Annotated in this window: 20 protein-coding genes; 9 read left to right on the top strand and 11 right to left on the bottom strand. The window is 71.6% G+C overall.

Annotated features, from left to right (window positions below):
• The first annotated feature begins 131 nt into the window (after window positions 1-131).
• Both JKJ07_RS29285 and JKJ07_RS29280 read left to right on the top strand, forming a co-directional pair.
• Window positions 132-968, top strand: coding sequence for a universal stress protein (locus JKJ07_RS29285; RefSeq protein WP_202995029.1), 837 nt, complete (start codon window positions 132-134; stop codon window positions 966-968).
• Between the two features lie 45 nt (window positions 969-1013).
• The gene (locus tag JKJ07_RS29280; protein WP_202995028.1) at window positions 1014-3275 is read left to right on the top strand and encodes a putative bifunctional diguanylate cyclase/phosphodiesterase; all 2262 of its coding nucleotides are present in this window, start codon (window positions 1014-1016) and stop codon (window positions 3273-3275) included.
• A 2-nt stretch (window positions 3276-3277) separates the two neighbouring features.
• On the opposite strand, the gene JKJ07_RS29275 is transcribed toward JKJ07_RS29280, so the two are convergent.
• Window positions 3278-3832, bottom strand: a complete 555-nt coding sequence (locus tag JKJ07_RS29275) for a hypothetical protein (RefSeq protein ID WP_202995027.1) — start codon at window positions 3830-3832, stop codon at window positions 3278-3280.
• A 289-nt stretch (window positions 3833-4121) separates the two neighbouring features.
• On the opposite strand from JKJ07_RS29275, the gene JKJ07_RS29270 reads away from it, so the two are divergent.
• From JKJ07_RS29270 to JKJ07_RS29260, 3 genes are all read left to right on the top strand, one after another.
• Window positions 4122-4895, top strand: coding sequence for an exodeoxyribonuclease III (locus JKJ07_RS29270; protein ID WP_202995026.1), 774 nt, complete (start codon window positions 4122-4124; stop codon window positions 4893-4895).
• A gap of 95 nt (window positions 4896-4990) precedes the next feature.
• Window positions 4991-6691 carry a PP2C family protein-serine/threonine phosphatase gene (locus JKJ07_RS29265; protein ID WP_202995025.1) on the top strand — a complete coding sequence of 567 codons (1701 nt, stop codon included), beginning with the start codon at window positions 4991-4993 and terminating at the stop codon, window positions 6689-6691.
• Complete coding sequence (locus tag JKJ07_RS29260; RefSeq protein ID WP_307834465.1) at window positions 6688-7731, top strand: cobalamin B12-binding domain-containing protein; 1044 nt, start codon at window positions 6688-6690, stop codon at window positions 7729-7731. Before JKJ07_RS29265 ends, JKJ07_RS29260 begins: the two co-directional genes overlap by 4 nt.
• 793 nt (window positions 7732-8524) lie before the next feature.
• Here JKJ07_RS29260 and JKJ07_RS29255 read toward each other — a convergent pair.
• Complete coding sequence (locus tag JKJ07_RS29255) at window positions 8525-9259, bottom strand: winged helix-turn-helix transcriptional regulator (protein ID WP_202995024.1); 735 nt, start codon at window positions 9257-9259, stop codon at window positions 8525-8527.
• 72 nt (window positions 9260-9331) lie between these two features.
• Here JKJ07_RS29255 and JKJ07_RS29250 point away from each other — a divergent pair, with 72 nt between their 5' ends.
• Both JKJ07_RS29250 and JKJ07_RS29245 read left to right on the top strand, forming a co-directional pair.
• On the top strand, window positions 9332-10135 hold the full coding sequence (locus JKJ07_RS29250; protein ID WP_202995023.1) for an alpha/beta fold hydrolase: 804 nt from the start codon (window positions 9332-9334) through the stop codon (window positions 10133-10135).
• Between the two features lie 19 nt (window positions 10136-10154).
• The gene (locus tag JKJ07_RS29245) at window positions 10155-10532 is read left to right on the top strand and encodes a winged helix-turn-helix transcriptional regulator (RefSeq protein ID WP_202995022.1); all 378 of its coding nucleotides are present in this window, start codon (window positions 10155-10157) and stop codon (window positions 10530-10532) included.
• On the opposite strand, the gene JKJ07_RS29240 is transcribed toward JKJ07_RS29245, so the two are convergent.
• The 8 genes from JKJ07_RS29240 to gsmA form a co-directional block, all read right to left on the bottom strand.
• Window positions 10529-10915, bottom strand: a complete 387-nt coding sequence (locus JKJ07_RS29240; RefSeq protein WP_202995021.1) for a RidA family protein — start codon at window positions 10913-10915, stop codon at window positions 10529-10531. The genes JKJ07_RS29245 and JKJ07_RS29240 overlap by 4 nt on opposite strands.
• 73 nt (window positions 10916-10988) lie before the next feature.
• Window positions 10989-11924, bottom strand: a complete 936-nt coding sequence (locus tag JKJ07_RS29235) for a LamG-like jellyroll fold domain-containing protein (protein ID WP_202995020.1) — start codon at window positions 11922-11924, stop codon at window positions 10989-10991.
• Between the two features lie 149 nt (window positions 11925-12073).
• Window positions 12074-12454 carry a DUF6401 family natural product biosynthesis protein gene (locus JKJ07_RS29230; protein ID WP_202995019.1) on the bottom strand — a complete coding sequence of 127 codons (381 nt, stop codon included), beginning with the start codon at window positions 12452-12454 and terminating at the stop codon, window positions 12074-12076.
• Window positions 12455-12529: 75 nt separating this feature from the next.
• Entirely contained in the window at window positions 12530-16426 is a 3897-nt protein-coding gene (hrpA, locus tag JKJ07_RS29225; RefSeq protein ID WP_202995018.1) for an ATP-dependent RNA helicase HrpA, read from the bottom strand.
• Between the two features lie 79 nt (window positions 16427-16505).
• A complete protein-coding gene (locus JKJ07_RS29220) occupies window positions 16506-16907 on the bottom strand; it encodes a type II toxin-antitoxin system VapC family toxin (protein WP_307834464.1) in 402 nt (133 codons plus the stop codon).
• The gene (locus tag JKJ07_RS29215; RefSeq protein ID WP_202995016.1) at window positions 16892-17140 is read right to left on the bottom strand and encodes a type II toxin-antitoxin system Phd/YefM family antitoxin; all 249 of its coding nucleotides are present in this window, start codon (window positions 17138-17140) and stop codon (window positions 16892-16894) included. Before JKJ07_RS29215 ends, JKJ07_RS29220 begins: the two co-directional genes overlap by 16 nt.
• A gap of 119 nt (window positions 17141-17259) precedes the next feature.
• Window positions 17260-19572 carry an ATP-binding protein gene (locus JKJ07_RS29210; protein WP_307834463.1) on the bottom strand — a complete coding sequence of 771 codons (2313 nt, stop codon included), beginning with the start codon at window positions 19570-19572 and terminating at the stop codon, window positions 17260-17262.
• Window positions 19573-19634: 62 nt separating this feature from the next.
• Window positions 19635-20789, bottom strand: a complete 1155-nt coding sequence (gsmA, locus tag JKJ07_RS29205; RefSeq protein ID WP_202995014.1) for a sporangiospore maturation cell wall hydrolase GsmA — start codon at window positions 20787-20789, stop codon at window positions 19635-19637.
• A gap of 226 nt (window positions 20790-21015) precedes the next feature.
• Here gsmA and JKJ07_RS29200 point away from each other — a divergent pair, with 226 nt between their 5' ends.
• Together JKJ07_RS29200 and JKJ07_RS29195 are read left to right on the top strand one after the other, a co-directional pair.
• Window positions 21016-21981, top strand: a complete 966-nt coding sequence (locus tag JKJ07_RS29200) for a phosphatase PAP2 family protein (RefSeq protein WP_202995013.1) — start codon at window positions 21016-21018, stop codon at window positions 21979-21981.
• Window positions 21978-22544: a general stress protein gene (locus tag JKJ07_RS29195; RefSeq protein ID WP_202995012.1), complete on the top strand. Its 567-nt coding sequence runs from the start codon at window positions 21978-21980 to the stop codon at window positions 22542-22544. The genes JKJ07_RS29200 and JKJ07_RS29195 overlap by 4 nt, the downstream gene beginning before the upstream one ends.
• A gap of 184 nt (window positions 22545-22728) precedes the next feature.
• Here the strand turns inward: JKJ07_RS29195 and JKJ07_RS29190 are convergent, their stop codons facing one another.
• Window positions 22729-23463 carry an RNA polymerase sigma factor SigF gene (locus JKJ07_RS29190; protein WP_202995011.1) on the bottom strand — a complete coding sequence of 245 codons (735 nt, stop codon included), beginning with the start codon at window positions 23461-23463 and terminating at the stop codon, window positions 22729-22731.
• Between the last annotated feature and the right edge of the window lie 100 nt (window positions 23464-23563).

Below are 23563 nucleotides of genomic sequence, written 5' to 3'. Positions count from 1 at the left end.
CAAATTTTGTAGTTCACCGTAAACCCTCAACCTGAATGGGGCATCAGGCGGATCCCCGCTGAGGGATTGATCACGAAGAGTGGCGCCCTTGTATAGATAATGGTTGTAGTCGAACGCGGAGGTGCAACCCGATGCCCGATCCGAGTCCGTCTCCCGTTGTCGTGGGTGTCACCGGCACGTCGGCAGGCCTCGCCGCCGTGCGACTGGCCGCCCGCGAAGCCGTCTCGCGCGACCGCGAACTTCGGATCGTGCACGTTTTCACCTGGTCCCACCCCCGGGCACGCGGGGCCGCGGCACAGATCGTCGACGCCGCCGTCGCCACCGCCCAGCGTTCCACACCCGGGGTGCGGGTGACGGGACAACTCGTCGACGGCCTGCCCGACCAGGTGCTGCTGCGCCTGGGCCGCACCGCCGAGCTGCTCGTGCTGGGCGACGACGACCTGGCCACCACGCCCTGGCTGCCGACCGGCTCGGTGCTGGTGCAGACGGTGGCCCGGGCCTGGTGCCCGGTGCTGGTCGCCCGCGGCCCGCGCCCCCAGGCCGGCCCGATCCTGGCCGCGGTCGACGGCTCCGAGACCTCGCTGCTGGGCCTGCGCCAGGCCGCCGCGGAGGGCGCCCGCCGCAACGTGCCGGTGCTGGTGGCCCACGTGGTCGAGCAGCCCGGCGGCGAGCAGGAGGGCCGCGAGATCCTGGACCGGGCGGTGGCCGCCGTTCCCGAGCTGACCGACTTCACGACGAGGCTGCTCACCGGCGCGGCCGCCCCGACCCTGGTCCGCGCCTCGGGCCGGGCCCGGGTGACGGTGCTGGGCCCGCGCGGCTCGCACGACGCGGGCCTGCTGGGCTCGGTCGCGCGCGGGGTGCTGCGCCGGGCGGCCAGCCCGACGCTGTTCGCGCACGGCAGCCCGATCCCCCGGCCGCGCCCGGCGCACGCTCCGGCCCGGCTCCCGAGCACCGCGCTCGCCCGCTAGCGCGTACCGCTCAGATGCTCTGTTCGCGCACCGAACTGAGCATTGATGACCGAAAAGTGGAGACTGTTCGCGTTGGCCGGGCTCGCGGCCACCGTGGCGTACACGGCCAACCTCTCGCCGGTCGTCAACTCCGCCTGCCTGCTGATCATCGGCGTGGGCACGGTCTGGGCCTGTTTCGCCGGGCCGCGCCGCCGGGGCGCCGAGCCGCGGACGGCGTGGCTGCTGCTGGGCGCGTCGGCGCTGGCGTTCCTGGTCGGCGTGCTGCTGCGGCCGCTGGTCGACACGCCGCTGGTGGCCGACTGCGCGACCGTGCCGGGCTACGTGATGCTCTGCGCGTTCCTCGTCGTCATGCTGCGGCAGCGGCAGAGCGTCGAACGGCACGCCGTGCTGGACGGGCTGATCGTCTGCGTGTCCGGCGCGCTGGCCGCGATCCTGCTGCTGGCGGCGCCCGCGGCCGCGATCACCGGCCGGCCCGGGCTCGAATCCGTGCTGGCCGGCTTCTATCCGCTCTTCGACGTGGTCGTCCTGCTGCTCGTGGTCAACCTGACCTTCACGTCGACCACCTGGCCGGTCAGCCTGATCACCCTGCTGAGCGCGATGACCTCGCTGCTGATCGGGGACATCGCGTACGCCGTCATCGGCATCTCCGGCCGCACGTACGCCTCCCCGCTGTTCGACGTGCCGTTCCTGGTGGCGTACGGGCTGATCGGGGTGACCGCGCTGCACCCGTCGGTGACCCGGCTCGGTCAGGCCGCCAAGCCACCCGTGCAGGCCTGGTCCGGGGGCCGCATCGCGCTGCTGGTGCCCGCCCTGGCCGGCCCGTTCGTGCTGCTGCTGGTGCTCGAGGACGTGACCTGGGCCCAGCGGACGACGATCGCGGCGGCCGGGGTGCTGATCGTCGTGCTGCTGGTGACGCGGGCCGTGACCGCCGTCCAGTCGCAGGTGGCGGCCCAGGTTCGCGCCGAGCACCAGGCCATGCACGACGCGCTGACCGGGCTGCCCAACCGCTACCTGATCACCGAGGAGGTGGCCCGGATGCTGGGCCGCCTGGCCCCGGGCGGCGTCAAACGGGTCTGGGTCCTCCTGCTCGACCTCGACGGCTTCAAGTTCGTCAACGACGGCTGGGGCCACGACACCGGCGACCGCCTGGTCATCGAGGTGGGCCGCCGGCTGCGCGACCGGCTGCCCGCGGCGATGCCGCTGGCCGCGCTGGGCGGCGACGAGTTCATGGCGGCCACGCTGGGCGACGAGGACCATGCGCTCGCCGTGGCGGCCGAGATCCAGAAGTGCTTTTCCCGTACGTTCGGCGTGCGCGGCACCGAGCTGACCGTCACGTGCTCGATGGGCGTCGCGTCCGCGAGCGCGGAGGCCGGCCACCCGGGCACGGTCGCCGAGGCACTGCTGCGCGACGCCGACACGGCGATGTATCGGGCCAAGGCCGAGGGCCCGGGCAGCACGGTCGTCTTCGACGCGGCCATGCACGAGAAGGTGCGGGAACGGATCGAGCTCGAGGTGGCGCTGCGCCGGGCCCTGGGCGACGGGCAGCTCAGCGTGGCCTACCAGCCGATCGTCGACCTGCCGACCGGGGCGCCGGCCGGGGCCGAGGCGCTGGTGCGCTGGGTGCACCCGGAGCGCGGCCCGATCTCGCCGGCCACGTTCATCCCGATCGCCGAGGAGGCCGGGCTGATCGGCGCCATCGGCGACTGGGTGCGGCAGGAGGCGCTGCGCCAGCTCGGGACGTGGCGCGCCGAGGGCACGGTCGACGACACCTTCTATCTGTCCATCAACGTCTCCGGCCGCCAGCTCACCGACCCACGCCTGCCCCTGGTCGTGTCGGCCGAGATGCTCCAGTACGGCGTGCCGGCCCGCTGCGTCGCCCTCGAGATGACCGAGTCGGTGCTGGTCGACTCGGCCGGCGTGCCCGGCCGGGTGCTGTTCGAGCTGCGCGAACTGGGCTGCCAGGTGCTCATCGACGACTTCGGCACCGGCTTCTCGTCACTGGGCTACCTGCGCCGCTTCCCGGTGACCGGCATCAAGATCGACCGCTCGTTCGTGACCGGCCTCGGCCTCTCGCGCGAGGACGACGAGATCGTGCGGGCCGTGGTCGCGATGAGCCACGCGCTGGGCCACTCGGTGATCGCCGAGGGCGTGGAGACCCGGCTGCAACGGGACGCGCTGGCCGCGGTCGGCGTGACCCGCGGGCAGGGGTGGCTCTGGGGGCCGGCCGTGCCCCCGGCGGAATTCGCCCACCACTGGCACGCGACCGGAACCGCCGCCGCCCTCTCCGGCCGCCACCGCGCCGACTGAGCTCAGGCGTCCGCGCGGACCTTCGGGAACTCGTACATCCAGAACGACTGGGAGTCGATGCGGGTGGAGACGGCGTGGCCGGCGATGCGGTCGAGGACCTTGCCGATCAGGTCGGGCAGTTGGTGGACGTCCTCGTTGAAAGTGCACACGTCGATGAAGACCAGGCCGTCGGCCGCCTCGATCGCCTTGTACATCTCGCGCAGCATCTTGATGAACACGCCCCGGCCCCGGCTGCCCTGCCGTACGCCCACGAAGTGCACGAAAAACAGGCGGCTCTCGGCGTACAGGTCGGGCCAGTGGTGCCGGAAGTAGTCGGGTGAGATCAGCGGGGCCGCGTGCAGGTCGTTGGTCATCACCGCGAGCCCGGTGACGCCCTCGTCATCCCGTACGAAGTATTTGTCGTTGCGCTTGTCCGCCATGAGCTCCTCGAACTCGTGGCGGTAGAGCATGTGCCGGTTGACCGCCAGGACCCGCAGCTCGTCGAACGTGTCGCGGTAGAACTCCCAGGCCGCGTCGAGGAGGCTGTCGGGCAGCGCCGGCGTCACGTCCACTCGCATGCTGACAAACCTGCCATCACGACTGGCATCGCGTGCGCGACTCGGGCATTATTCGCTGACCGGGTTCCGCGGTAACGCGGATCACACTCGGATTATCCTGACAGCGGGAAGGGAGCGCGCATGGCGACGCTGGTCGGCTCCGACGGGTCCGTGGTCTGGTTGGTCGCGGTGCTGCTCGTCCTCATGGCCGGCCTGGGCCTGGCCCTGCTCGCCGCCACCCGCGCGACGCGCCGTTTTTAAGCAGACCGCGGAGGCAGCGGACCGCCGCCGGATGTAGCAGGCTGGGCGGATGCGCTTCGCCACCTGGAACGTCAACTCGGTCAAGGCGCGCCTTCCGCGCCTGCTGGAGTGGCTCGACACCACCAAACCCGACGTCCTGTGCCTGCAGGAGACCAAGGTCGCCGAGGACGGCTTCCCCACGGCCGAGGTCGGCGAGCTCGGGTACGACGTGGCCGCGTACGGTCAGGGCCGCTGGAACGGGGTCGCCCTGCTCTCGCGGGTGGGGCTCGACGAAGTGCGCAAGGGATTCGCGGGCGAACCCGGCTATCCCGACCCGGAAGCACGCGCCATTAGCGCCGTCGCCGGGGGAATCCGCTTCTATTCGATCTACGTGCCGAACGGCCGCACCCCGGACGATCCGCACTACACCTACAAGCTGTCCTGGCTATCCGCATTGCGCGCGGCCCTCGCCGCCGAGATCGACGCCGGGCCGCTCGTGGTGGCCGGCGACTTCAACGTCGCCCCCACGGATGACGACGTCTGGGACCCGAAGGTCTTCATCGGCTCCACCCATGTGACGCCGCCCGAGCGGGAGGCCCTGTCCGAAATCCGCGGCATCGGGCTCCGCGACATCGTCGCCCGGCCGATGAAGGGGGACCATCCGTTCACCTATTGGGATTACCGGGCCGGCATGTTCCACAAAAACCTCGGGATGCGGATCGATCTCGTCTACGCCACCGGCTCGGTGGCCGACCGGGTCACAGATGCGGTGGTCGACCGCGAGGCGCGCAAGGGCAAGGGCCCCAGCGACCACGCTCCGATCGTTGTCGATCTGGACGGCTGAGGGCCAAGATCAAAGCCCGCCACCCCGCCACCGGGCCGATAAGCACGTAGTCTGTGGTGAGTGATCGTGCCGGGCGGGGAGAGACGGGAGGGACCATGACAGCGGAATCGCCGGTGACTACCGGCGAAAGGCTGACCAGCGGGCCTGCGCCTGCTCTGCTCCGCGCCGCACTCGACGCCGCCAGCGAGGCGGTGCTGCTGTGCGACTCCGCCGACGACACCATTCTGATGGTCAACGCCGCGGCTCAGGCGCTGGTGCCGGCCTTCGCCGCGGGCGGATCGCCCTTCGACGGGCCGCTGCCCGGCCTGGCCGGCGCGCTCGCCGCGGGCGACGACTCCTTCACCGACGTCCACGCCGGGCGCCACCTGCAGGGTCAGCGCCGCGCGCTGGGCGCCGACCACTACGGGTGGTATCTGCGCGATCGCACCGACGAGGTCGCCCGGGCCGACGCGCTGCGGGCCGAGCGTGCCCGCACGGCGTTCCTGGCCGAGGCCGGCCGCCGCCTGTCGTCGTCGCTGCACCAGGGCCGCTGCCAGCGGATCACCGCCGAGCTCGCGGTGGCCCACCTGGCCGACGCGGCCATGGTGGTGCTGCCGATGAACCGCCGCCAGGCCCAGTGGGTGCGGCTGGTCGCCGGGGGCTCGCCCGAGGAGGGCACGCTCCGCGAGCAGTCGCTCAATCAGGTGCCCGGGCTGATCGAGGCGCTCGGCGGGTTCCCGCCCATTCCGAGCAAGTGGCTCGACCCCGCCCAGGCGCCCGAGTGGCTGTTCCCGGCCAATTTCGGCCCGATCGGGGCCTTGCTGGTCACTCCCCTGCCCGGCAACGCCGAGCCGGCCGGGGCGCTGATCCTGGCCCGCCGCGGCGACAACGCCCAGTTCGGGCCGGAGGACGAGATCCTCGCCCGGATCTTCGCCGCCCGCGCCGGCGCCGCCATCTCGGCCGCCCTGCTCTATCGCGAGCAGGTCGACACCACGGCGGTGCTGCAGGCCGACCTGCTGCCGCCCGACCTGATCCAGCCCGACGGCATCGAGCTGGTCGGCTCCTATCAGGCGGCCCGCGAGGCGATGCGGATCGGCGGCGACTTCTACGACGTGTTCGGGCCGACCGACAACAGTCCCGACACGGTGATCGCGCTCGGCGACGTGTGCGGCAAGGGCCCCGAGGCCGCCGTGCTGACCGGCAAGGTCCGCCAGACGCTGCGCGCCCTGCGGCTGGTCGACGCGCCGCCGGAAGAGATGTTGCGCGTGCTCAACAAGGCCCTGCTCGACTCGGGCCGCCAGCACCGGTTCGTCACCCTGGTGGTCGGCTCGGTCAACCGGGTCGAGCACGGCCGGGTCCAGCTCCGGCTGGCCACCGGCGGTCACCCGGCGCCGCTGGTGCTGCGGGCCGACGGTCGCGTCGAGGAGGTGCCGGTCAGCGGCACCCTGATCGGCGCGGTCGCGCGTACGGTGGTCAACCCGGCCGACATCGAGCTCGCGCCGGGCGAGTTGTGCCTGCTCTACAGCGACGGGCTGACCGAGGCCCGCGGCGGACCGGCCGACGGCGAGCAGTTCGGCGAGGCCCGGCTGCACGACGCGCTGGCCGAGTGCCGCGGCCTGCCCGCGGTGGCCACCGTCGAGCGCATCCGCCAGCTGGTCAGCGACTGGGTGCACGGCGGCGTCCGCGACGACATCGCCATGCTGGCCGTCCGCGCCCCCGCCCGCACCCAGCTCAGCCTGCGTAACGGGTCCCGCAACGCGTCGCCGTTCGCGATCGACGCCCGGCGCACCGAGCGGCGCGTGCGAGCCCGTTCGTGAGCGTTCCCAGCGCCGCCCCCCGGCGCTCGTACGACACGGACGGCCTGGTCGACGAGTTCCTGCAGCTGGTCGGTGACGGCGACGAGTACGGCGCGGTCGAGCTGATCACCGAGCTGCACGACAGCGGCGTACCGGCCGAACGGCTCATGATCGACGTGATCGGCGGCGCCCAGACCCGCGTCGGCGAGCTGTGGGCGGCCAACGAGTGGTCGGTGGCCCGCGAGCACGCGGCCACGGCGATCAGCGAGCGGGCCCTGGCCGCGCTGGCCCTGCGGACGAACGTCAAGCCCACCCGGGGCCGGGTGACGATCGCCTGCGTCGACGGGGAGTGGCACGCGCTGCCGACCCGCATGCTGGCCGAGATGCTGCGCCTGGACGGCTGGCGGGTCGACTTCCTGGGGGCCAACGTGCCCGGGCCGCATCTGATCAGCCACCTGCACCAGACCGGACCGGACGTGGTCGCGCTGAGCTGCATGATCGCGACCCGGCTGCCGCGGGCGCACGCCGCCATCACGGCCTGCAGGACGGCCGGCATCCCGGTCATCGCGGGCGGCCGCGGCTTCGGCCCCGGCGGGCGATACGCGCAGCACCTGGGCGCGGACGCCTGGGCCGCCGGCGCCGAGGAGGCCGTGCGGCGGCTGGCCCACAACTGGCCCCCGCACAACCAGGACCCGCAGCTCTCGGCCTTCCTGGGCGACGAGGAATACACGTACGTGGTGCGCCACCGCCCCGAGCTGATCAACACGGCCATGCGGCAGCTCACCGAGGCGTATCCCGCCATGCGCGAATACAGTCAGCGCCAGCTCGACTCCACGGCCGAAGACATGGCGCACATCGTCGACTTCCTGGCGGCCGCGCTCTACGTGAGCGAGACCGCGATCTTCACCGACTTCGTGGCCTGGACGAACGAGGTGCTACAGGCCCGGGGCGTGCCGGCGGTGGCGCTGCGGGTGGGCCTCGAGACGGTCCAGGCGCAGCTGCGCGACTACCCGACGGCCGCGGCGATGCTGACGGCCGGAATGCGGCTTTTAAATCAGTAGCGCGGCATCGCGGGCCGGATTAGCCTCGTCCGCATGATCTCCTGATGCTCCGGCCCGGTCGGGCCGTCCCCTGTGCTCGGTTCCGGGTGCTCCGGCGTGATTCGTCCGCCGTGGAGCCACCATCGCGCCGACGCCCGGAGCACACGCGCGCTTCTCTGATCATCCCCTGGCTCCACCGCAGGAGGTCTGTATGCCTGGTCAGCGTTTCAAAGTTCAACTCACGCCCGATTCCGTGCCGTCGCTCCCCCAGCTGACGAGCGGCGCTCTGCCGTCGGTGCCCCAGCAGACGAACGGCGCTCTGCCGTCGCTGCCCCACCTGACGAGCGACGGCGACGAGCCTGGGGCGAATCCGACCGCCGGTGCGAAGCACCACGGCGCCTCGGACAGTCGGCAGGCCGCCCGCCAGCGCTCCGAGCGAGCCCACGCGGGCCGCGCGGCCGGTGCCGGGGGCGGTCGGTCCTACGCATTCCGCCGCAGCTAGACCGAACGGGGTTGTTGATTTGTGTGGGGCGGACCGGCGGTGCCGGCCCGCCCCACATAGTTTGCCGAACAAGTAGCTATCCGTTCCGGAGTTTGCGGTGGTCGTCGAAGACGGCCACCAAATAGCGAGCCGCAAGTGATCGCGGGCGACGTCCTGGGCCGTGCTGCGGCGAACCGCTGCTCGGATCTTCATAGCCACCATCAAATGGCGAGCCGCAGGTGATCGCGGGCAACGCCCTGGGCCGTGCTGCGGCGCGGCGCCCGTTATGGGTTCGCGGTCATGGCCGCGGCCAACAATCGGCAAAGCCGCGACTCACCCCAAGGATGATCGCGCCGGGGATGACTCCTGGGATGGCGCCGGCGATGAGGAGCCGGGCGGCGACCCTGGCGGCGCGGCATCCGTTACGGCGCGGTGATCGTCGAACGCGACCAGCAACAGGCGCAGCAACCGCAAGTCGCCCTCGGCGGTCGCGGCCTCGCTTCGGATGGCCTCGTCGAGGTCGCGCCGGTCGAAGACGAGATCTTGCACCGTGCGTACGGTGCAGGTCAGCGCGGCGTCGGCGGGGGCGTCACCCCGGACCGCCGTCAGCCCCTCGGGGCCGGCCGTGAGCAGGAAAGCGTCGCCCGGCAGCCGGAGCCGGACGGTGCCGCGCACGGCGCCCATCGCGGCGGCGTCGAAGGTGGTGCGCAGGGCCACGATCAGCGCGTCCGGGCTCAGCTCCTCGGCCGAGTCCGGCTGCGGCGACAGCGGGCTGCCGAAACGCCCCAGCGCCAGCAGCACCGGCTCGAGCGTGCGACCCCGGTCGGTGAGCTCGTAGATCAGCCCGGCCGCCGGGGGCAGCGCGCGCCGCCGCACCAGCACGCCGGAGTCCTCGAGCTCGCGCAGCCGCTGGGTCAGCACGTTCTGGCTCAGGCCGGGCAGTCCCCGGTGCAGATCGGCGAACCGCTTGGGGCCGAACAGCAGCTCGCGCACCACCAGCAGCGCCCAGCGTTCGCCGACCACGTCGAGCGCTCGGGCGATGCCGCACAGATCCCGGTAGCTCCGCATGCGCCGATCGTACCTTGCTTTCGACACCGACTACTCCTACTTTAGGAGCAACAGCTATCGAAGGAGCGCGGGATGCCACATGTGACCTCGGCCGACGGCACGTCGATCGGCTACGACCGGATCGGCGGCGCGGGGCCGGTGCTGGTGCTCGTCGGGGGCGGCCTGGACGACGGCACGGAGAACCGGCCGCTGGGCGAGCACCTGGCCAAGAGCTTCGCCGTCGTGAACTACCGGCGCCGCGGCCGCGGAGACAGCGGCGACACGCAGCCCTACGCCGTCGAGCGGGAGGTCGAGGATCTCGCGGCGGTGATCGATGCCGTCGGCGGGCGGGCACACCTGTTCGGGGCGTCGACCGGCGGCGCCCTCGCGTTGGCGGCGGCCGCCGCGGGGCTTCCCGTCGACCGGGTCGCCGTCCACGAGGTGCCCTACCAGGTGGACGACGCGATGGTCGCCGCCTGGCGGGCGTACCGGCTCGACCTCGGCAAGGCGCTCGACGCGGGCGACCGCGACCAGGCGCTCCGGCTGTTCATGCGGCTCGCCGGGTCCTCAGAGCAGGACGTCGCGGGCGCGGAGGCCGCCCCGGTCTGGCCCGCCCTGCGCGCGCTGGCCCCGACGCTGCGCTACGACGCGGCCTGCCTCGGCGACGGCCCACCGCCCGCCGACCGGCTGGCCGGGGTGCGGCAGCCGGTGCTCCTGACGACCGGCGTCACGGTCGACCCGCACATGGCCGGGCTGCCCGTCGACTTCTTCGGCGCGGCGGCCGACGCGGCCGCCGCCGCCCTGCCCGACGCCCGGCGGCAGACGCTGAAGGTCGAGGGCCACGTGGCCGACCCGGCCGCGCTCGGCCCGATCCTCACCACGTTCTACGCCGGCTGACCCCGCTAGGCTGGGAGTCGTGGGGACCCGGGAGGAGATCGGCGCGCTGCCGCCCGAGGCCGACCTGGCCCGGGCCGACTCGCTGGCCCGGGAGATCTTCTCCGACGTGGCCAACAAGTGGTCGCTGCTGATCATCGAGTTTCTCGGGTTGCGCACCATGCGCTTCAACGAACTGCGCCGCGAGGTGGGCGGCATCAGCCACAAGGTGCTGACCCAAAATCTGCGCACCCTCGAACGCAACGGGCTCGTCGAGCGGACCGTGCACCCGACCGTGCCGCCGAGTGTCGACTATTCGCTCACCGAGGCCGGCCAGGCGCTGCGCAAGGTGGTCGACGGGATGTGCGACTGGACCCAGGCCTATCTGGGTCACATCGATGCGGCCCGCAACAGGTTCTAGTCGAGCACGGCCACCGCCTCGACCTCGACCAGGTGCTCGGGCACGTCGAGGGTCACGATGCCGAACAGCGACGCGGGGGCGGCGATCGTGACGCCCAGCTTCGCCGACGCGCGGGCGATGCCGTCGAGCAGCTCCGGCATCAGGCCGGGCGTCCAGTCGACGACGTGGGCGGTCAGCTTCACCACGTCGTCGAACGTGGCGCCGGCGGCGGCGAGGGCGGTGCCGGCATTGAGGTAGGCCTGTTCGACCTGGGTGGCGAAGTCGCCGCCGTCCCAGGCGACCTGACCGGCGATGTGGATGATCCGGGAACCCGTGGCCACCGATACCTGACGGTAGATGGGGATCTCGGGCAGGCCGGGCGCGTCGATCAACGTGACAGTCATGCCGACGACCGTACGGGCGGCGCCCCGGGCCCGGAAGAATGCACTTTTCCGAGCCCAGGGCACCTCCGGGTAACTACCCCAGCTCGGCGTACACGTCGTCGAGGCGGCCGTGGTACATGTCGCTCTTGGTGTTGAAGTTGGGGCCGCCGATGCGCAGCGGCAGCGTGTTGCTGACCGACAGGGTGGACGGGATGGCGGTCGAGCCGACCTGCTTGTCGTCGACCCACACCGACAGGGTCGCGCCGCTGCGCTGGCAGACGACCTTGTGCCACTGGCCGTCGGCGACCGTGGCCGACGAGCGGGCGATGTGGACCGCCGCCGAGCCGGCGCCGACCATGACGCACTGCGCCTTGCCGTTGGTCTTGCCGACCTGCATCTTCCACTGGCTGGACGCCTTGGCCACGCCCTTCTGCATGATGTTGGCCGACCCGACGATCTGCGCCTTGGTCAGCTGCATGCGTGCCGACCAGCGGAACGTCCGGGTGCCGGGGTTGAGGCTGGCCACGCTGGCCGTCTCGAACAGGGCCCGCGGGCAGGCGGTGGCGGTGGCCGAGCAGGCCGCCGGGAACGTCACGTAGCGACCGCTCGGGGTGGCGTTGTCATAGCGGATGGCGCCGCCGTTGGCCGTACGGGTGGTGAGCGCGGGGCCGCGGCCGGAGGTGTCGGCGACGTTGCCGTTGACGGCGCCGGCGTCGAACGTCCAGCGGGCGACGACCTGCGCGCCGGTGGGGGCGGCGGCCTGAACGGGAGTGGTGGCGGCCAGGACGGGCGCCTCATCGTCAGCCTGAGCGTCGTCAGCCGGCGCGTCGTCAGCCTGAGCGTCGTCACCCGGAGCGTCGTCACCCGGAGCGTCGTCATCCCACGTGTCGTCGTCGTCCCACGCGTCGTCAGTCGTCATGTCATCGGCCGACACGGCGGACGAGGAGTCGGGGGTGGGTGCGGCGGCCAGGGCGGGCGCCGCCGGGAGGGCCAGGCCGGCAGCGGCGGCGAGCACGATAGCGAGCTTCATCCCCCCACCATCCCGTATCGACCGTTTTGCGGCAAATCTGCCCTATCGGCGTTTCGGGGCGTTCCCCGTGACGAACGACCGAGCCCGGACGGAGGACACCCCCCACACGAAAACGGCCCGCCGAAGCGGGCCGTTTCCTCGAGGCGTGGTCAGAGAATCGCGTTCTCCTCGGCGATCGCGCACACCGCGACCAGGCGCAGCAGGTGCCAGTCGGCGGCCTTCCACTCGGCCGGCGCCTCGGGCGCGTCGCCCGGCGACGGCAGCGAGAGGCCCGTCCGGCGGGCGCCGGCCACGATCGCGCGGGCGTAGCTCGCGAGACCCTCGGCGTCGGCGTCCCGGCCGGCCGACTCGAGCGCGTCGCGCACGGCGGCGGAGTGCTGGTCGATCAGGGCCAGCAGGCCCGGGTCGGCGAGCGCGGCGACGATTCCGTCGACGCCCACACGCGCCATCATCTCGTCCAGCAGGCCGGTCGCCGGGGAGGCCGGAACGAGCGGAGAAATCGGGGCGAAGGCGAGGAATTCGTTCGTCATGGCGAGAACGCTAGGGCCTGCCGGAGCCCCACGGGAGGGGGGTAACCGAACGGCACCCGAGCCTCAACGAGCGCGCTACGCCGGGAGCTGGTCCATCGCCTTGAAGATCCGTTTGTCCGATATCGGATAGGCGGTACCCAACGATTGGGCGAAGAGGTTGATCCGCAATTCCTCGATCATCCACCGGATCTCGCTCAGGCCCTCCGTGCCGGCCGGCAGCTCCGACCTGAGCTCCCGATACTCCGTCTCGATCTCGTGAAGCTGGGCCATCAGCTGCCGGTCGCGGGCCAGGTTGCCGCCCAGCCGGTCGAGCCGATAGACGATGCCGCGCAGATAGCGGGGCAGGTGGTGCAGCTGCTTCCAGCCCGTCTCGGTCACGAACCCGGCGTGCACCAGGCCCTTGAGCTGCTGCCGGATGTCGGCCAGGGCGGCCACCAGGGCCGGGTTGCGGGTCGAGGCGAGCCGCTGGTCGATGTCGTACGCCGTCGCCAGCACCTGCCGCACCTGCGTGACCACGTTCGCCACGGCGTCGACCAGATCCTGCCGTACGGCGTCACGCAGCGAGGCGAACTCGATCGACGACCACACCGGGCCGCCCGCGTCCGTCACCAGCTTGTCGACCGCCGCGCCGGCGCAGTCGTCAAGCAGCTCCGCGATCGACCTGTACGGATTCCCGCGCGAGAGCTCGAGCTTGGCCTTGTTGTCGAGCCGGCCCTGCAGGTAGCGCGCGGCCGGCGGCAGGGTCAGCAGGAGCAGCTTGCGCGTGCCCGCGACCATGGCCGTACGCTGCTCGGCCTCGGACTCGAAGACCTTGATCGCGATGCTCTCGCCCTCGTCGACCAGGGCCGGGAAGACGTTGACCTCGTAGCCGCCGCGCATCTGGCGGACCCGGCGCGGCAGCTGGCCGAAGTCGTTGGTGGTGATGCCGCGGCGCTCGATGTCGCCGGCCGCCTTCGAGATCGTCTGCTGCACCTTGGGCGCGAGCGAGCGGCGCAGCACCTCGAGGTCGCGCCCCTCCCCCAGCACCTTGTCGTTCTCGTCGACCACGCGGAAGTTGACCCGCAGATGCTCGGGCACCTGGTCGGGCCGCCACGCGTCGCGCGGGACGATCGTGCCGGTGAGCCGCCGCAACTCGTTGCCGATCGCGTCGGGCAGCGGGCCACGCCGGGCCGGCACCCGGTCGAGCACGGCCTCGGCCCAGTCCGGCACCGGCACGAAGTTGGTGCGCAGGGCCTTGGGCAGGGCCCGGATCAGCGCGATCACGACCTCCTTGCGGAAGCCGGGCACCGACCAGACGAAGTCCTCCGGGTCGAGCTTGTTGAGCAGCGGCAACGGCACGGTCACGGTGACGCCGTCGGCCGTCGTGTTCGGCTCGAACTCGTACGAGAGGGGAAGTCGCACCCCGCCGGCGAGCCAGGCGTCCGGATAGGCGTTGGGGTCGACCGAGTCGCGGCCCGAGTTGACGAGCAGCTCGCGCGTGAACGTGAGCAGCTCGGGATCGTCGCGCCGGGCCTTCTTCCACCACGCGTCGAAGTGCCGCTGCGAGACCACGTCGGCCGGGATGCGGGCGTCGTAGAGCGCGTACACCGTCTCGTCGTCGACCGCGATGTCGCGCCGGCGGGCCCTGTTCTCGATCTCCTCGATCTGGGCCAGCAGCTTGGCGTTGTCGGTCCAGAACTTGTGGTGGGTGTCCCAGTCGCCCTCGACGAGCGCGTGCCGGATGAACAGCTCGCGCGACACCACCGGATCGACCCGGGAGTAGAGCACCTTGCGGCGGGGCACGATCGGCAGGCCGTAGAGAGTCACTTTCTCGTACGCCATCACGGCGCCCTGCTTCTTTTCCCAGTGCGGCTCCGAGTAGGACCGTTTCACCAGGTGCGGGGCGAGTTTCTCGGCCCACTCGGGCTCGATCCGGGCGTTGACCCGGCCCCACAGGCGGCTGGTCTCGACGAGCTCGGCCGACATCACCCAGCGCGGCTGCTTCTTGAACAGCGCCGAGCCCGGGAAGATCGCGAACTTGGCCCCGCGGGCGCCCAGATATTCGCGCTTGTCGCCCTCTTTGAGGCCGATGTGCGAGAGCAGACCGGAGAGCAGGGCGGTGTGGACGTTCTGCCCCGCCGCGACCTCCTCGCGATCCTCGACAATGGCCAGATTCAGCGTGCGGGACACCTGACGCAGCTGGGCATAAATGTCCTGCCATTCCCGTACGCGCAGGTAGTTGAGGAACTCGTTGCGGCACAAGCGGCGGAACTGGTTGCCCGACAGCTCCTGCTGCTTCTCGCGCAGGTAGCGCCACAGGTTGAGATAGCTGAAGAAGTCCGATTCCTTGTCGGTGAACCGGGCGTGCTTCTCGTCGGCCTGCTGCTGCTTCTCGGTCGGGCGCTCGCGCGGATCCTGGATGGACAGCGCGGCCGCGATCACCATGACCTCGGCCACGCACTCCTGCCGGTCGGCCTCGATGACCATGCGGGCCAGCCGCGGGTCGACCGGGAGCTGCGCCAGCTGGCGGCCGAGCGGGGTGAGCTTGCGGTCGCCGAGCGCGCCCAGCTCCTCCAGCAGCTTCACGCCGTCGGTGATGTTGCGGCGGTCCGGCGGGTCGATGAAGGGGAACTTCGCCAGGTCGCCCAGGCCCAGGTTGGTCATCTGCAGGATGACGCTGGCCAGGTTGGTGCGCAGGATCTCGGGCTCGGTGAACTCGGGGCGGCCCTCGAAGTCCTCCTCCGAGTAGAGCCGGATGCAGATGCCGTCGGCGACCCGGCCGCAGCGGCCCTTGCGCTGGTTGGCGCTGGCCTGCGAGACCGGCTCGATGGGCAGCCGCTGCACCTTGAGGCGGTGCGAATAGCGGCTGATCCGGGCCGTACCGGGGTCGATCACGTAACGGATGCCGGGGACGGTCAGCGACGTCTCGGCGACGTTGGTGGCCAGCACGACCCGGCGCTGCGAGTGCCGCTCGAACACCTTGTGCTGCTCGGCCGCGGAGAGCCGGCCGTACAGGGGGACGATGTCGGTGTTTCTGAGGTTGCGTTTGGCCAGCGCGTCGGCGGTGTCGCGGATCTCGCGCTCGCCGGAGAGGAAGACGAGGATGTCGCCGTCGCCCTCGCGGCCCAGCTCGTCGACCGCCTCGGCGATGCCGTCGACCTGGTCCATCGGCTCCTCGGTGTCGTCCTCCTCGTTCTGGGTGACGAGGGGCCGGTAACGGGTCTCGACCGGGAACGTGCGGCCGGAGACCTCGATGACCGGGGCCGGCTTGCCGTCCTTGTCGGCGAAGTGTGTGGCGAAGCGCTCGGTCTCGATCGTGGCCGACGTGATGATCAGCTTGAGGTCGGGGCGCCGCGGCAGCAGCTCGCGCAGGTAGCCCAGGATGAAGTCGATGTTGAGGCTGCGCTCGTGGGCCTCGTCGATGATCAGCGTGTCGTACCGGTACAGGTTGCGATCGTTCTGGATCTCGGCCAGCAGGATGCCGTCCGTCATCACCTTGACCATGGTGTCGTCGCCGGCCTGGTCGGTGAAGCGCACCTTGTAGCCGACCGTGGTGCCCAGCGGGCGCCCGACCTCCTCGGCGATGCGCTCGGCGACCGTACGGGCGGCGATCCGGCGGGGCTGGGTGTGGCCGATCTGGCCGCGCACGCCGCGACCCAGCTCCATGCAGATCTTGGGGATCTGGGTCGTCTTGCCCGAGCCGGTCTCGCCCGCCACGACGACCACCTGATGGTCGCGGATCGCGGCCGCGATGTCGTCCTTGCGCTGGCTGACCGGCAGCGACTCCGGATAGCTGATCGGGGGCACGCTCGCGACCCGCGCGGCCAGCCGCTCCCCCGCCCGGTCGATCTCGGCCGAGATCTCGTCGAGCGCGGCGGCGCGGGCGGTCTCGTCCTTGATGCGCCGGGTGCCCTCGAGCCGCCGCCCCAGGCGGTGACTGTCGCGCGGAAGAAGCTCGGCCAGGCGGTTACGGAGTTCGGGTGTTGTCGACATCGCGCAGCAAGAATAGGCGGATCACGCCGAAAACGCCTGGTGATTAACGCCGCCCGCCGACCGGGAATCAGGCTCAGCTCTATGGCGTGCCGATTGCCAGGACGCCAGGCAGATCAGCGAAGCTGGCCTTGACGTCGCGGGTCACGACGGTGCGGCCGGTCTCGGCCGCGTGAGCCGCGATGATCAGGTCATGTGCACCGCGCGGGGTACCGGTCCGGCGGACGTGAGCAATCAAGCGGGCATGGTGGGCCGCGGTTGTGTCCGTATAGGCCAGAACGTCGATCACGCTGACGATCGCAGCCAGGGCACGACTGCGTGCGGCGGCTCGTTCCGCGGTGTCGGCGAGTTCGATCCCGACGCGATACTCCGCGATGGTGATCGCTGCGACCGCCAGCTCGTCATGGTCAAATGCTGACCGGTCGATCGTGCCTCGCTCGTAGGCGATCAGCACGTTGGTGTCGAGAATTAGGCGTCGGCCCACGGGTCGCTCCGCTCGGACTCCAGCAGGGCCACCGCTCCTGCGATGTCGTCGGCGAATCGATCATCGGGTGCCGGGATGCCTTCAAGAGCGGAACGGAGATCCGCGCCGGTGCGTCGGCGGGCCGGTCCGATCTCCGCCACCGGCTCGTTGCCACGAGTGATGGTCACGGTTTCACCCCGCTCAATCGCGTCGAGCAGCTCCGAGAAGTTGCGAGAAGCCTCGGTGGCGGTCATCGTCCGCATGTCACCACCATATCTGATAATCAGATCGGCCCACCAGCTCGTTTCAGCAGCAACGACCGAACGGATGTGGCACGGCGGGAATCGTCATGGCTCCCATCCGGCCACCGCCGTCACTCCGCTCCGGCGGTCGATGTCGGGTGGTGGTCGGGCACGGGGGCCCGCAGCCGGGCCGAGGCCGGGTCGTGCGCGGACGGCTCGGCGGCGGGCAGGGCGCTCAGGCCCGGCAGCCGCGAGTTCTCCATGGCGGCGCGCTCGGCCAGCGCGCGCTCCAGGGCCGCGCGGGCGGTGGCCTCGTCGGTCTCTTTCACGGTCGTCTCCTCGAGGTGAGCGGGCAGGGTGAAGCCGAAGCGGGTGCCCCCGCCAGGGTTGTCGGCCACGGCGATCTCGCCGCCGTGGCGTTCCACGATGCGTTTGCAGATGGCCAGGCCCAGGCCGGTGCCGGCGTACCCGGCCTCGGCGTGCGCCCGGTGGAAGCTGTCGAAGATGTCGGGCTTGTCGGCGTCGGGGATGCCGATCCCCCGGTCCGCGACGTCGATCCGCACCCACTCCTGGCCCGCCGGGGCGCCGGTGATGTCGACGTGCGGCGCCGCGCCCGGCTGCACGTACTTCAGGGCGTTGCCGATCAGGTTGTCCAGGACGTGCCGCAGCATCGCCGGGTCGGCGGTGACTGCCGGCAGCGGGCCGACGTAGATGTGCGGCCGGTCCTCCTCGCGCAGATGCGCCGTACGGTCGTGGACCACCTCGGCCACCAGCGCGTCCAGGTCGACGCGGCGGGTGCGCAGCGGCGCGTCGCGGGCGGTCGTGTAGGCCAGCAGCGTGTCGATCAGGGTGGCCATCCGGTCGACGGCCAGGATGATCCGGTCGAGGCTGCCCCGCACCTCGTCCGGCGCCTCGTCGAGGTCCTCGCGGGCGGCCTCGCAGTGCCCGCGGATCACCGTCAGCGGGGCCTTGAGGTCGTGCGCGACCACGCCCGCGAAGACGGCCAGGTCGTTCTCGTAGCGCCGCAGCTCCGTGACGTCGCGGAAGACGGCGACCGCGCCGGGCTGCCCGGCGCCGGCGTCCAGCGGACGGGCGTCGACGCTGACCAGGATGCCCTCGGGGCTGCGGTCGTTGCGGATGATCATCTCGACGCCGTCGGACGGCTCGCCGTGCAGGGCCCGGATCAGCGGCATCTCGTCGACCGGGAACGGGGTGCGCCCGTCCGGGCGGAAGAGGCCGTAGTGCCGCTGCCAGGCGTCCGGCTCGGCGGCGTCGGCGGCCACCCCGAGCATGGCCCGGGCGGCCGGGTTGTGCAGCAGGAAGGCGCCGTTCTCGTCGACCACGCCGACGGGCTCGCTGATGCTCGACATGATCGCGCCGAGCAGCCCGGCCTGGCGGCGGCTCTCCTCCTCGGCCGCGCGCAGCTCGGCGGTCGCCGCCCGTACGCGGGCGATGGCCCGGGCCCGGCCGGTGGCCAGCACGTAGACCAGCCCGGCCAGCAGCACGCTCATGGCGCCGCCGGTGAGCAGCAAGGTCAGCGGCAGGGTGCTCGACGCGCCGGGCAGGTGCGAGGCGTCGGCCCGGGTGATCAGCGTCCAGCCGCGATCGGCGACCACCAGGTCGACGCTGCGGCGCAGGTCGGGCGAGCCGGGGACGGTGTAGCCGGCCACCACCGGCCGGGCGCCGTCGCGACCGGTGGCCAGCAGCTCGCCGTCGAGCTGGCCCTGGCTCACGGTGGCCAGCACGCCGGAGAGGAAGTCCTGCCCGCGCAGGCCGAGCACGACCCAGCCGCGAAACTCGGGATGGTTGGCGCGCGTCCAGACCGGCGCGGCGAACACGAACGAGCGCTGCTGCTCGGCGGCCGGCAGGTTGCGGTCGCGCAGCAGCACATACGTGTCGGAGACGCTGGGCAGGCCGACCCGCCGGGAGTCGTCGAGGGCCGCGGCCGCCTCGGGCGCGGCCGCAATGTCGAGCCCGTTCATCGGACGCCCCGCGGCGTTGAGCGTACGGGTGAAGATCGTGAAGTAGTGCTCCTCGCCCGCGCCTACCGGACGCAGCTCGAGGCCCTCGGCGCCGCGGGAGCGCCACAGCTGCTGCAACGCGGGGATCTGCCCCTTGGTGGCCGGCACGACGAAGGCCAGGGAGGCCGCCCCGATCAGGTTGGCCGAGGCCAGCGGCGCGGTCGCGGTGTCGAAGTCGTCCCAGGTCAGCACGTCGTTCGTGCGGAAACCGGCGGCGGTGGTCTCGACCAGGGCCCGATAGCGCTCGGTCTCGCTGCGCACGGCGGCCTCGGCCACGGCGGTGCGCTGGTCCATCACGCGGTCGGCGTTCTCGCGCTGGTTGGCCCGTAACCCGGCGTAGACGGAGATCACGACGGAGAGACCGACGACGAGGACGACCCCGGCGACCAGCAGACCGCTCAGGTGTTGCCCGCGCCCCTTCACCGAAACGAGCATAAGACGCAAAACGCCCCCGTCGGCCCGGTTCGGCCGACGGGGGCTCCCGCTCACTTCCAGATGTCGTACTGGTACAGGTTCTGCGAGGCCATCAGGGTGGTGACCTTGGTGTAGTAGTTCGGGTCGGTGGCGTAGCCGGCCTTCCACACTTTCCAGATGAAGCTGTTGGCCTGCGTCGTGTAGTTGAAGGCGCCGGCGTAGCGGGGGTTCACCCGCAGGAAGTTGCCGTGGTCACGGAACGAGTGCCCCATCGAGGCGTACGTGCGGAAGCTGGCCACGGTCGAGAAGCACTCGCCGGCCTTGGTGCACTCCTGGGTGCGGTAGTCGTGGCAGCCGTTGGCCAGCGTGCCGAACTTGCCGCTCTGGCACTTGATGCCGAAGTAGTTGCGGTCGACGGTCGACAGGCCGCTGCGGCCCCAGCCCGACTCGAGGATCGCCTGGGCCAGGGTCACCGAGGCGGGCACGCCGTACTCACGCCAGCCCTGCTGCGCGCCGGGCACCGCGGCCTTGATGAACTGCTCCGGCGTCAGCGCGACACCCGGGGTGGACGGCGTGGTGGCCGGGGTGCCCGGGCAGACCGACAGGGCGGGCGTCACGACGTACGCGTGCGAGATGTACGAGCCGTCGGAGAGCCGGTTCCACTGGGTCGTGGAGCGAACCGTGCCGACGACCTTGGTGCCCTGCACGTAGCAGACCCCGCTGACCTTGGCCCCCGTGGTGACCACGCGCTTGACCGGCGCGGCGACCGACGGGCCGGTCCGGATGTTGACCTTGCCGTCGGCGCTCTTGACCGTGCCCGTCTTGTACTTCGACGGGGTCGCGGGCTTCTTGCCCGGCTTGACCTTGACCGCGGCGGCCTGCGGCGACGTGGTCGCGCAGCGCGGCAGGTCGCCGGTGTTGACGCTCACGTACGCGTGGGTGATGTACCCGCCGGTGCTGAGCTTGTCCCACTGGGCCGTCGTGCGCACCGAGCCGCGCACGTTCTGACCGGTGATCGAGCAGACCGCGGCGACCCGCTGGTTGTCGCGCAGTGAGCCCACGACCTTGGCCGCCAGCGACGGCGCGGAACGCACCTTGAGCGTGCTGCGCACATCGACCGTGACCGTGGCCCCGGCCGCGAACGCCGGGGCGGGCGCGGTCACGAGACCGGCGCCGACGGCGGCGACGAGCAGGGGGCCGGCAAAGCGGCGGGCGTACTGCCTCATACGAAAACGTCTCCTTCTTCACGGGCGGCGTCGTAAAGAAAGGTCGTGCGGGGCCGTTGCCGGGCCGGAAAGCGTTCGGGTGCGGATCGGTTGCGACGATGCCCACATGTGACGCGAGTGTCGGGAGGCGCCCAGGGGGACTTATGATTTCTCGCGCTTAGAAAAGCGACCGGCTGGGCAAAGGGCTTGGCGCCTCGTCCAGCCCCAGCAGCAGAAGGAACCGCCCATGACGACGGTCCTGGCGTCCCCCCAGCAGGCGGCCCCCACGCGTCCCCGCGGCGCCCGGCACCTGCTCGCGCCGATCGCCATCGCGCTGCTCGCCGCGGTCGCGGCCGGCGCGCTCTATCAGGTCTTCGTGCGCACCACGCTCGGCCAGCGGGTCGACACGATCGCCATGCGCGGGGCCGACGTGCACCACCCGCGGGTGGTCGAGGTGCTCGACCGCACGCTCAACGGCACGAGCCTGGCCAGCCTGGTGCTGGTCTGCCTGTTCGCCGCCGTCTTCGGCGTGCTGCGGCGCCGGCTCGACCTCGCCCTGGGCGCGGCGCTGCTGGTGATCGGGGCCAACGTGACCACCCAGCTGATGAAGACCCACCTGACCCGGCCCGACCTCGACGGCTTCGCGATGCCCAACTCGTTCCCGTCCGGCCACACCACGGCCGCGGCCTCGGTGGCGTTCGCCGTCGTGCTCGTGCTGCCGCAGGCCCTGCGGGGCATGGTGGCCCTCGTCGGTCTCGCGTACGTCTCGGTGATCGCGATCGCCACGGTCTGGGCCGAGTGGCACCGGCCGAGCGACACGGTGGCCGCGCTCGCGGTGACGACGGCCTGGGGCGCCCTGGCCGTCTTCCTCATCCGCGTACGCCGGTGGAACGCCCCCGGCGGCACCCAGCCGCCCAGCCGCCTGGTGACGCTGCCGCTGCTCGCGATCGCCGGGGTGGCCGGCGCGGCCGGGCTGGTCGGCCTGGCCGCGGTGACCATGTCCGAGCGCTCGATGCCCGACCTCGTCTCGGGCCGGTTCGCCTTTCTGACCGGCTCGGCCTCGATCGCCGCCGCGGCGGCCGTGGTCTTCCTGGTCTGGGTGCGGCTGGCCGCCGGCGACAAGCTGGTGGCCGAGACCCCGGTGGAGCCCGCTCCGAAGAAGTCCGGCGTTCCGGCAGCCGCCGGCCGCCGAGTCAAGGGAGGCACGAAATGACCACGCCCAACACCCCTGCCGATAACCCGTCCACCGCCGCCGGCGGCATCCCGCCCGGCCCGGCTGGAGTGCCCAGCCTGCCCGCGCAGACCCAGGCCGCGGGCGGCGCCCCGACCGTCGTGGTCGGCACCTACCCCGACTACGCGCAGGCCCAGAAGGCCGTCGACACGCTGAGCGACAACAAGTTCCCGGTCGAGCGCACGGCCATCATCGGCACCGACCTGCGCCTGATCGAGAACGTGCTGGGCCGGCTCACCACGGCCCGGGCGGCCCTGGCCGGCGCGGCCAGCGGCGCCTGGTTCGGCCTCTTCGTGGGCCTGCTGTTCGGCCTGTTCAGCGACTCCGGCTGGTTCGCCGTGATCCTGGTCTGCCTGCTGATCGGCGCGGCCTGGGGCGCGGTCTTCGGCGCGATCGCCCACGCCGCCACCGGCGGCCGCCGCGACTTCGCCTCCCGCTCCTCCATCCAGGCCGGCCAGTACGCGGTCGTCACCGACGCCGAGGTAGCCGACCAGGCCCGCCAACTCCTGGTCCAACTCAACTGGCAAGCCAGCGGCGCCCAGTAGCAACCTGCGCAAAAGCCGGCACTCCCTCGGACGGCGGTGCCGGCTTTTGCTTTTGGGCGCAACCACTTACTCACGTCGCCCGGTCGGACCGAGCGTTCTGGGCGCGCCAGCGCCCTGCTCGGGCCGGCCGGGTCCCCGCGACGGTCCGCACCCACCACCCCGCTAGGACATCTGTCTTATGTTCTTAAAGTCCTTCTCGCAGCTCTCCGCGCATCTTGGTCAGAGCGCGAGCCAGCAGCCGCGAAACGTGCATCTGGGAGATGCCGATGCGGTCGGCGATCTGTGACTGCGTGAGGTTGCCGTAGAAGCGCAGCGTCAGAATCTGCTGCTCACGCTCGTCGAGGGTCGCCAGCGCCGGCCCGAGGGCGACCCGGGTCTCGGCCAGCTCGAACTCGGAGTCCTCGCCGCCGAGCGTGTCGCCCAGGGACGTGCTGCCGTCGGCGCTGATCGGCGTGGACAGCGAGGTCGCGTTGTAGGCCCGCGCACCTTCCAGCCCCTCCAGCACGTCCTCCTCGGTGACCCCGAGGTGGGTGGCGACGTCGGCCACCGTGGGCGAGCGGCCCAGGCTGTGGGTCAGCGTCGCGTTGGCCTCGGTGATCGCCAGGCGCAGCTCCTGCAGCCGCCGGGGCACGCGGACCGACCACGTGCGGTCGCGGAAGTGGCGTTTGATCTCGCCGATGATGGTGGGGATGGCGTAACCGGCGAAGTCGACGCCACGGCCGGGGTCGAACCGGTCGATCGCCTTGATCAGGCCGACCGTGGCCGTCTGGACCAGGTCGTCGGTGGGTTCGCCGCGACCCGCGTAGCGGTGGGCGAGATGGCGGGCCAGGGGCAGCCAGGCCTCGATGGCCTCGTCCCGCAGATGCGGCTTGCCCAGCAGTTGTGTCGCGGTGTCCGGCACCTTTGTGGGCACGGTCATGGTCGGGTCCTCCAGAGAGCGGACAGAGAGCCGTGTCCGCTTGCGGCGACCGTTCAGATGGTTTAACGCTAACTGAGAAGATGAGCCTTGCCTAGCCGAA

The sequence above is a fragment of the Paractinoplanes lichenicola genome (genome assembly GCF_016785085.1).
Classification (GTDB): domain Bacteria; phylum Actinomycetota; class Actinomycetes; order Mycobacteriales; family Micromonosporaceae; genus Actinoplanes; species Actinoplanes lichenicola.
This window is presented reverse-complemented; position numbering and strand designations above follow the sequence as displayed.